The 8318-nt window shown below is 62.4% G+C and carries 5 protein-coding genes; 1 reads left to right on the top strand and 4 read right to left on the bottom strand.

Annotated features, from left to right (window positions below; genetic code table 11):
* The 4 genes from ACE04F_RS18790 to ACE04F_RS18775 form a co-directional block, all read right to left on the bottom strand.
* Nucleotides 1–3717, bottom strand: a 3717-nt coding sequence (locus ACE04F_RS18790; protein WP_486109058.1) for an alpha-2-macroglobulin family protein, incomplete at its 3' end; no start/stop codon positions are given.
* The gene (locus tag ACE04F_RS18785; RefSeq protein WP_486109022.1) at nt 3714–4373 is read right to left on the bottom strand and encodes a DUF1175 domain-containing protein; all 660 of its coding nucleotides are present in this window, start codon (nt 4371–4373) and stop codon (nt 3714–3716) included. The genes ACE04F_RS18785 and ACE04F_RS18790, both read right to left, overlap by 4 nt.
* A complete protein-coding gene (locus tag ACE04F_RS18780) occupies nt 4358–6067 on the bottom strand; it encodes a DUF2138 domain-containing protein (protein ID WP_486109020.1) in 1710 nt (569 codons plus the stop codon). Before ACE04F_RS18780 ends, ACE04F_RS18785 begins: the two co-directional genes overlap by 16 nt.
* 35 nt (nt 6068–6102) lie before the next feature.
* Entirely contained in the window at nt 6103–6891 is a 789-nt protein-coding gene (locus tag ACE04F_RS18775; protein WP_486109018.1) for a YfaP family protein, read from the bottom strand.
* Between the two features lie 269 nt (nt 6892–7160).
* On the opposite strand from ACE04F_RS18775, the gene ACE04F_RS18770 reads away from it, so the two are divergent.
* Nucleotides 7161–8297 carry a Fic family protein gene (locus ACE04F_RS18770; protein ID WP_486109016.1) on the top strand — a complete coding sequence of 379 codons (1137 nt, stop codon included), beginning with the start codon at nt 7161–7163 and terminating at the stop codon, nt 8295–8297.
* Nucleotides 8298–8318: the final 21 nt, after the last annotated feature.

Here is an 8318-nt window from a genome sequence, read left to right as displayed (position 1 = left end):
CACTTTCATCTGCTTGGCCAGCGATGCCGTCAGGACACGGGCGCTGGCCAGGCCGAGGGCTGAATCCGGCGCGTACATGACGAGACTGTCCTCGCCACTGTCCAGCACGCTCTCGGTGCTGTCTTCGCTGGCCTTCGCCAGCTCGTCCATCAAGCCGCTGAGCAAGGTGTTCACCGGCAATTGCATCTGTCTGGCGAACGACAGGATCAGGGCACGTTGCAGCAATGGCGTATCACCGGCCTGCTTGGCATAGACCTCCAGCACCCGCTGCCAGTGCTCCGGCGGCAGGTCCAGGTCCAGGGCCTTGCTGGCGTGCCAGTCGGCGTAATAGGCATAGGCGGTGAGGAACGCATCCGGTTCACCGTCCTGGCCCCACCAGGTGAAGCTCGCCGACGGGCCGGCCATCTGCACCAGGCGCAAGCGACTGTTCTGCATGATCAAGCGCAAGCGGTCACGAATCTGCGGGTTCGACGCCAGGGACGGGTAGGCAATGCTCAACGGCAACAAGCGGCTGGCGGTCTGTTCGACGCCGCCGTACGGGTAGCTCAACAAGTCGTCCAGGGCCGAACGGAACAGCGCTTGCGGGCTGTCATCCAGGCGCAGGCGAATGTCACTGGCGTCGGCCGGCAGGCTCAGTGGCGTGGCGTCGCTCATAACGTCGAGACGCTGGCTCTGGGTGACCTGCCAACCGTTGCCGCTGGCATTGAGGTGCATGGCCAGGGCGTCCTGGGTTTCACCGTTGAGTTGCAACTGCACGGTCAAGTCGCCGTTGCTCAGCTCCATGGTCGGCAGCGCTAAGTAGTTGATGCCATTTTTCAGGTCCGCAACCACACGTTGTTCGGCGCCGGCGTAGCGGATCAACAATTCGGCCTTGAGCGGTTTTTCCGACTGGCTGAAGACGAACAGGCCCAGTTGCGGCTTGTCGCCCACGCGGAAGCGGGTCGGCCCGCTCCACTTCAGGTACAGCGGTTTTTCCGAGGCGATGAACTGCTTCTTCTGCCCCACCTGGCCGTCGTCAGCGATTGCCTTGGCGGTGATGCGCCAGCGGGTCAGCGAGTCCGGCATCTTGAAGGTAAAGCGGGCCTTGCCGTTGGCATCGGTGACCAGCTCCGGTTGCCATGCGGCGGTGTCGACGTCTTCGCGACGCGGCCGTTCCAGCACCTTGACGCCGCGCTCGCTGCGGTTGGCCTTGCCCGGCGCGCCAGGGCTGCCTGGCAGCGCCACGTCGTAGCTGATGAACGACAGGCTGGCGCTGGTGCGCACGTTGTTGCGGCGTGGGTGATAGAAGAACTGGTCGATGGTCGGCGCCACTTCCGGTTGCAGGGCATAGACCATTTCATCGACGACGCTGACGGTCAGGTGCGCCGGGATCGCCTTGCCGGCGAACTGGGTGCCCAGGTCCACGGTCACCGTGTCGCCCGGCCGGTAGGTGGCTTTATCGGTGGTGATGGCCACGTCGATCTGCGGCGCAACCACCTTGATGCCGGCGTTCTGGAAGCTGTACTGGCCGCCCTTGGTGTACAGCACCGAGAAGGTCAGGTTCGGCGCAAAGCTGTCTTTCACGGCAATGCGCGCGCGGTATTGGGTGTCGCTGAGCTTTTCCATCTTCAGCCAGTCGGCGCCCTTGGTCAGTAGCGCGGTAGCCTCGACCTTGTCCCGCTCCAGGGACAGCAGCGCGTCGCTGACCGGTTCCGGGAAAGTGATCAAGGCCAGGGCTTCGTCACCGGTCTTGTATTCAGGCTTGTCGAAGACGATCTCGACCGTGCCCGGCACGGCCTTGATGCCTTCGCCGGTCACCGCATGCGCGGCGGCGCCGATAACCCGGCCGTGGTCGTCCTTGAGCGTCAGGTTGTAGGTACCGGGACGCTCGAAGGCCAGGCTGAAGCCTTTGTCCTTGGCCGCCAGCTTGCCTTCGCCGATGCTCTGGTCTTCCAGGCGTACCCAGGCGTAGCTGCCCGGTGTCACGGCCTTGGCCTGCTCGTTGCCGCCTTCGTTGGCGTAGCTGAACGACACTTTCTGGCCGACGGCGCTGAACCGCTGGGGAGCGCTCAGGCGGAAATTCGCCGCGCCACGGTCGATGAGGATTTCCTTGCTGGTCTTGACCCGATAGGCCGCGCCATCGCTGGCGAATACGGTAAGTGTGTAGCGGCTTGGCTTGTCGGCGGCCGGCAGGTCGAGGGTGGCGTTGCCCTTGGCGTCGGTGGTCACTTCGCTGCTGGTCAGCTCCACCGGAAATTGCCCCAGGTACTGCAGCTCGTTATCCACCATCGACAGTTGCTGGGCGCGCAGACTCAGGCTGACCTTGGCGTCCGCCACGGGCTTGCCGTCCGGGTAGAGCAGCACCAGATTGCCCTTGACCGGCTCGCCGGTGCGGTAATCCTGCTTGGCGAGATTCAGGGCGATTTCGAAATGCGGCTTGATGTATTCGGCCACGCGAAAGGCGCTGCTATAGAGCTGGTCCTTGTAGCTGAAGCGCAACTCATAACCACCGGCCACGGCATTTTCCGGGAGTTGGAAGCGGCCCTGGGTGCCGGCCTTGGAGTCGAGTTTGAGGGCCAGGGTTTGCAGCGCGGTGCCGGTCGCGTCCAGCACGCTGACGTTGACGTCGGCGGCGGTCGGTTGCACCGAGTCACGAGCGTTCTTGAACTCGCGGCCAACGATCTTCAGCGACACCCAATCCCCCGGCCGGTACAGCGGCCGATCGGTGAACGCGTAAAGCTTGGTGTCGTAGATTTCGCTGTCGTAGTAGAAGTTTTCCGAGACGAACACCCCGCCCTCTTCGTCCTCGCCAATGACGAACGAACGCTCCGGGCTGACGTGCTTGAGGCGCAGCAGGCCGTCTTCATCGGTGGCACCGCTGCTCATCACGCCCAGGCCGTCGGTCCACAGCACATTGACCTTGGGCACCGAACGGCCCTCATGCTTGCGCGCGGCCCAGACCAGCAATTCGTCGCCGGCAATCTTGCTCACGGCCACGGTGTTGGAGACGAAGACCATCGTCGTCGCCCGGTACTTGCCGATCAGCGCTTCCACCAGGTACAGGCCCGGCTTCAACTGGCCCAGCGGCACGTAGACATTGCCCGGCGCGACGCTGACGAAGTCGCTGGACGAACCGGCCAGGTCGACGCCGGCCGGTGGCTGGATCGGTTTGGCCTGCCACAGTGGATAGCGGAACTGGCTGACCACCGGCAAGCCGGGGATCAAGGCGAATTGCGCTGGCGCGTCGTACGGGGTCGGCGCGATCAAGGCATTGCCGACCTTCAGCTCCGGCACTTCTTCAGTGACTTGTTGGCGGGACTCGTAGGAGAACGCCCGCTGCATCACCCGGCGGGACTTGCGATACCAGTTGTCCCACAGATACGCGAGGGTATTGGACAAGCCTTCGCCCTTGAACTGGCCGTCGCTGACCACACGGTGCAGATTCTTCTGGCGCTTGAGGAATTCCAGTGGCTTTTCGATGCGATAGACGCGGATATCGGCGCCGCCGTAGGGCTCCATGCGGAACCGGCGGTAGTCGCGACCCGGCGCTTCGAGACGGACCATGGCCTGCTCGTCACTGGCAAAACTGCTGTCGGCCAGCAGGAAGAAGCTTTCACCGGACACCGGCGTGTAGCCGCTGGGCTCCACGGTGTCTTCGGCATTCACGAGAGGTGCCAGCAACAGAGCAAACAGCAGGGGCAGTTTCGAACACAAGCGCAGCATGCGGGCACCGGTCATTGGGTGAGAAAGTTGAGTCGATAGACGCCGATGAAGTTGGGGTTGGCTGCGTCGGGTATCCATCGGGTGTCCTTCCAGTTCATGAGTTGTTGCAGGCTTGCGGAACGCATGCCGTTATCAGTGGGGGTGGTAGTGCCGGTGTGATAGGCGATGTAGCGGCCCATCCAGATCATCAGGTGCTGGTCGTCGCCCTGGTCGAAAAACATCAGGTCGCCGGGCCGGGCCTGGGTGACATCGCGGCCCACCAGACGGCTGTTGAACTGGATCAGCTTGATTGCGTTGACATAAGGCCCGACTTTGCCGCCGCCTTGCTGCCATTGCTGGGCCAGACGCCGTTGCGCATCGCTCAGCGGCAGCTCCGGCGGCAGGTAGCGGTTGGACAGGCCATTGCTGCGCAACCATTTCTGGTCATGGACTTTCAGCGCTTCGTTGGCAGCGAAGCGCACCAGTCCGGCGCAGTCCTGCTGGTACCAACGCGGGCTCGGGCCTTTGCTCAGTTGTTCCTGGGCGATGCGCACGAACCAGGCCCGAAAGACCTGGGATTGTTGCGCATCCAGCGACGGCGCCTCGTCGGCGAACGCCCGCGCGCCGAGCAGCAATGCCAGCAGCAGCGCCAATCCGGGAGTGCGGATCAGTCCTGTCACAGCGCTTTCCATTCCAGCGGCAACCATTGCCAATGACCGTCCGGCTCGCTGCCGGCAGGCAAGGTCAGGGCGTATTTGCCGTAGCCGCCGAGGGTGCGCAGTTTCGGAATCAGGTAGGTTTGCGCGGCGTTATAGAATACCGGTTCCATGTCCTGGGGCAGGCTGTCGAGGGTTTCGCGCTGCATCAGTTGCGCCATGGAATCGGGGCCGAAGTAGACCGGCATCAACTGGTCCTTGGGCACTACATCGGCCATGGGCGGGAAGCGTTTGTCGAGGGTGCCGAGGGCCTTGTCGACCAGTTTGTCGTCAAGAGAGAACAGCAGGGTCGAACCGTGCCGCGCCAGGCTGACCCGCATGAACGCCTTGCCGGTGATCGATTCGGGCTGCTCGGCGTCCTTGGCCAGGTAGGGGCCGAAGTTGGAGCTGACCTGGCGTTGCCATTGGTGCATCGCACCTTGCTGCTTCTCTACAACCGGGAACGCATGTTCGGCGACGTTGTTTTCATAGGCGCCCACCATCGAACCGAACAGCTTGCCCAGGTCGGCGTCGAGCTTGCCGTCGTCTTCGTTCAGGCTTGCCACCAGCAGCGGGGTATACAGGCGCGACTCGGCGTACCAGCACAGGCCCGCCGCGCCAGCCACGTGACCAACCATGGCCTGGGCGGCTTTTTCGTCGGCGCCGAGTTTTACCAGCAGGGGCTTCTGTTGCTCGGCGGCCAGGGGCAACGCCACGCAAGCGCTGGCGCCCATCGGCATGGCTTGCCAGATGGGCTTGAAATCGAAGTCCGGCTGGTTTTCCAGTTCGTCCATGGCCAGGAAGCTGTGCCAGCCCTTGTCGTCCATGTCGAAACGCAAGCCGGCGAAATTCGGAATGAAACGCTGGTAACCCATGGCGAGCACGCTGGCGTTGACCGAGATGCGTTGCTTGACCTGCGGCGCCTTGGGCGCCAGCCCGAAGGCTTCGGGGAAGAGTTTCTCACCGGCCAGCAACGCTTCGAGGGCCTGGGTCGAGACCATGCCCGGTTCGTCGGTGGGGCCATTGCCTTTGTCGTAGAGCTTGGTCGGGTTGGACAGCACCACCAGCTTGTCGCCATGGGACGCGAAGACCAGGGATTTGCTGGCGTTATAGCTCAGTTGGTAAAGCGCGACTTCGTCGCCGCCCACCTTCAGGTCGCCGAGCTTGCTCAACTGGGTGTCGTCCAGGGCGACTTTCGCCAATGGCTCGAGCACCTTCGCCAATCCGCCACGGTCCATCACCAGCAGGAAATCCTTGAGTCGGCCGTCCGCACCGCGCCACAGCGCGACGTCCGCCGGCTGGTCGAAAAGCTGCTCGATCAGGCTGTCCTGCAGCTTGAGGTCATGCTCGTAGATGATCCGGCGCAGGCTGCCGATCAGGCCGAGGCGGTCGGCGTGGGCTTCGTAATAGAAGACGAAATCCTCGGTGAGCGTGGCCTTGAGGAACGGCACGGCCAGCAGGTCCTTGGGCAATTGGCTCAAGGAATGCGCTTCGAGCAGGCCGTCGGGACGGCTCACGCCGAGCTTTTCCAACGCCAGCTCCATGGGCGGCGCCTTGGGCTTGGTCATGAACCAGCCCAACCCGGCGGCCACGCCGGTCACCAGGCACAGTCCGATCAGTATCGCCGGCCAGCGGCGCACAGGTTTGGCGACAGGGGTCGGCGTGGTCGGGGAAGCAGTGTTGTCGCTCATATTCACAAGGGCCTGTTCATCCGTGGAGCGGATACTTAGTAGTTGAAAGTCTTGACCAGCAACAGATCGCCAATGGCGCGCAGGGGCACGACAAAGGTCTCGCGTTTTTCATCGACGGTGTTTTCGTTAAGCACCAGGTTGATCTGTGAGGTGATCACCTCGTTCTGGTTGCTGGCTTCGTCGAAGTTGTAGCCGCCGCTGCCGTAGTTGCCCCAATAGTTCACGTAGACCAGATAGGTGCCGTGCATCGGCGCGGTCATGGTGAACATCTCGGGACCGGGGCCATCGACGCCATCCGGGTCGAGGCCGCCGCCATTGCTCAGCGCCGGCTGGCCGAAGAACGCATGTTGGCCGTCGGGTGTGACGATATGCAGGTCGAGTTCGGCCTTGGGGTCGTCCCAGCCCAGCACCACGCGAATCTGCGCCGGAGTGCGCAGGCTGTTGGCTTCATAAAATTGCACACGCTTGAGGGACTGGCCTTCGGAGCTGCGCACTTCGACGCTGTTGGAGCCGGCGCCGAACGCATACGGCCGGGCAAAACGCCCCTCGTCGTCGGTATAGAGATTCAACGGGTTGCCGTTGACTGCCAGGCTGTGGGGCTGGCGCGCCGTGCCCAGGTCCTTGACCCGGCCCTCGATCATCGTGCGATTGCGCTGGATACCGCGATCGATGGGCGGCGTGGGATAGGCGACCTGAGGGTTTTCCGTGCGATCGAGCAAGCCGCTATAGCGCCAGCCACCGACCGGCTCCGACATTTCAGCCGAAGGCGCGGCCCACGCCAGCGGCGCGCCGAGCAGCACGATCGATAAAAAAAGAAAACGCACGTATGCCTCCTGCCATGCACAACGCAACCCGGCGCCCTTCCCCGGGCGCTGTTTGTCATTATTCGGATTACGTCTGGAGGCCCCGTTACAAGGGGCCGTAGATGGCGCGAAGAGTAGCCATTTGACGGATTTTTCACAATCGGGGAACGAGCGATTCTGTGTGCGAAATCACGGACTGAGAATGGCGTGAGCCGAATAGGGCATTTATTCGGCTCACGAAATGAGCCGAATAGCGCTATTATTCGGCTCACTCACTTTCGGACAGACTCATGGCAGCTCATTGGATCTGGCAGCAGGCCGAATGGCCCGACTTTCACTGGCAAGCTGAAGCATTGGCGCCGTTGCTAAGGGAATGCGTACAGGCGCAAGGTCGGTTGCTGGGCATGACGGGCGCGGTCACGGCGTCAATCAGCGTGCAGAACGAACTTGATGCCTTGTTGCAAAACATCGTGTCCTCTTCAGCTATCGAAGGAGAACAGTTGAATGTCGGCTCGGTGCGCTCGTCCCTGGCCCGCCGCCTGGGCCTGGAACACGCCGATGACACTTCGGTCACTCAGCGTAGCGAAGGCTTGGCGAAGCTGCTGTTGGATGCGACTCGGCATTTCAACCAGCCCCTGACCGTCGAACGCTTGCTGGAATGGCATGAGTGGTTATTTCCTGATCAAACCAGCGACCTTGCCCATCGGCGGATCCGCGTAGGTGCACTGCGCGGTGACGAACCGATGCAAGTGGTTTCGGGAAGGCTGGAGCGGCCTACCGTGCATTTCGAAGCGCCGCCTCGAAAAGGACTTGAGCAACAATTGCAACGGTTCATCGACTGGTTCGAAGCCAGCCGTCACCAGTCCAGCATCGATCCGCTGCTACGTGCCGGCATCGCTCATTTCTGGTTTGTCACCCTGCACCCATTCGACGATGGCAATGGCCGCCTGACCCGCACCCTGACCGATCTTGCACTGGCCCAGGGCGAGGCCCAGGCGATCCGTTTCCACGCGATGTCGGTGAGCATTCTGGAAGATCGCGTCGGTTATTACCGAATCCTGGAAAACAGCCAGAGGGCCACGCTGGATATCACCGACTGGCTGACCTGGTTCCTGCAAACGCTTTTGCGCAGCCTGCAGAAGGCAATGACCAATATCGAAAGTGTTCTGGGCAAGACGCGTTTCTGGCAAGTCCATCGCGATTCGGCGCTCACACCGGAGCAGGTCAAAGTGCTGAACCGATTGCTCGACGGTGGTGAAAGGGGATTCGAGCAGGGCATCAGTGCCGCTCAGTACCAGGCCGTGGCCAAGGTTTCCAAGGCAACGGCAACGCGACATCTGACGGAGCTGTTGGAGAAGGGCTGCCTGGAGCGGATGCCAGGCGGGGGGCGCAGTACCCGTTATCGAATCAACTATCCAGCCGACTGAACACCCTGTGGGGGGGGGGGG

It is taken from the genome of Pseudomonas sp. AGC41, from assembly GCF_057334555.1.
This window is presented reverse-complemented; position numbering and strand designations above follow the sequence as displayed.

What these genes read in the sequence shown, in the direction of transcription:
- ACE04F_RS18785 (WP_486109022.1), bottom strand. Translation starts at nt 4,373, where the DNA reads ATGGAAAGCGCTGTGACAGGACTGATCCGCACTCCCGGATTGGCGCTG.
- ACE04F_RS18780 (WP_486109020.1), bottom strand. Translation starts at nt 6,067, where the DNA reads ATGAGCGACAACACTGCTTCCCCGACCACGCCGACCCCTGTCGCCAAA.
- ACE04F_RS18770 (WP_486109016.1), top strand. Translation starts at nt 7,161, where the DNA reads ATGGCAGCTCATTGGATCTGGCAGCAGGCCGAATGGCCCGACTTTCAC.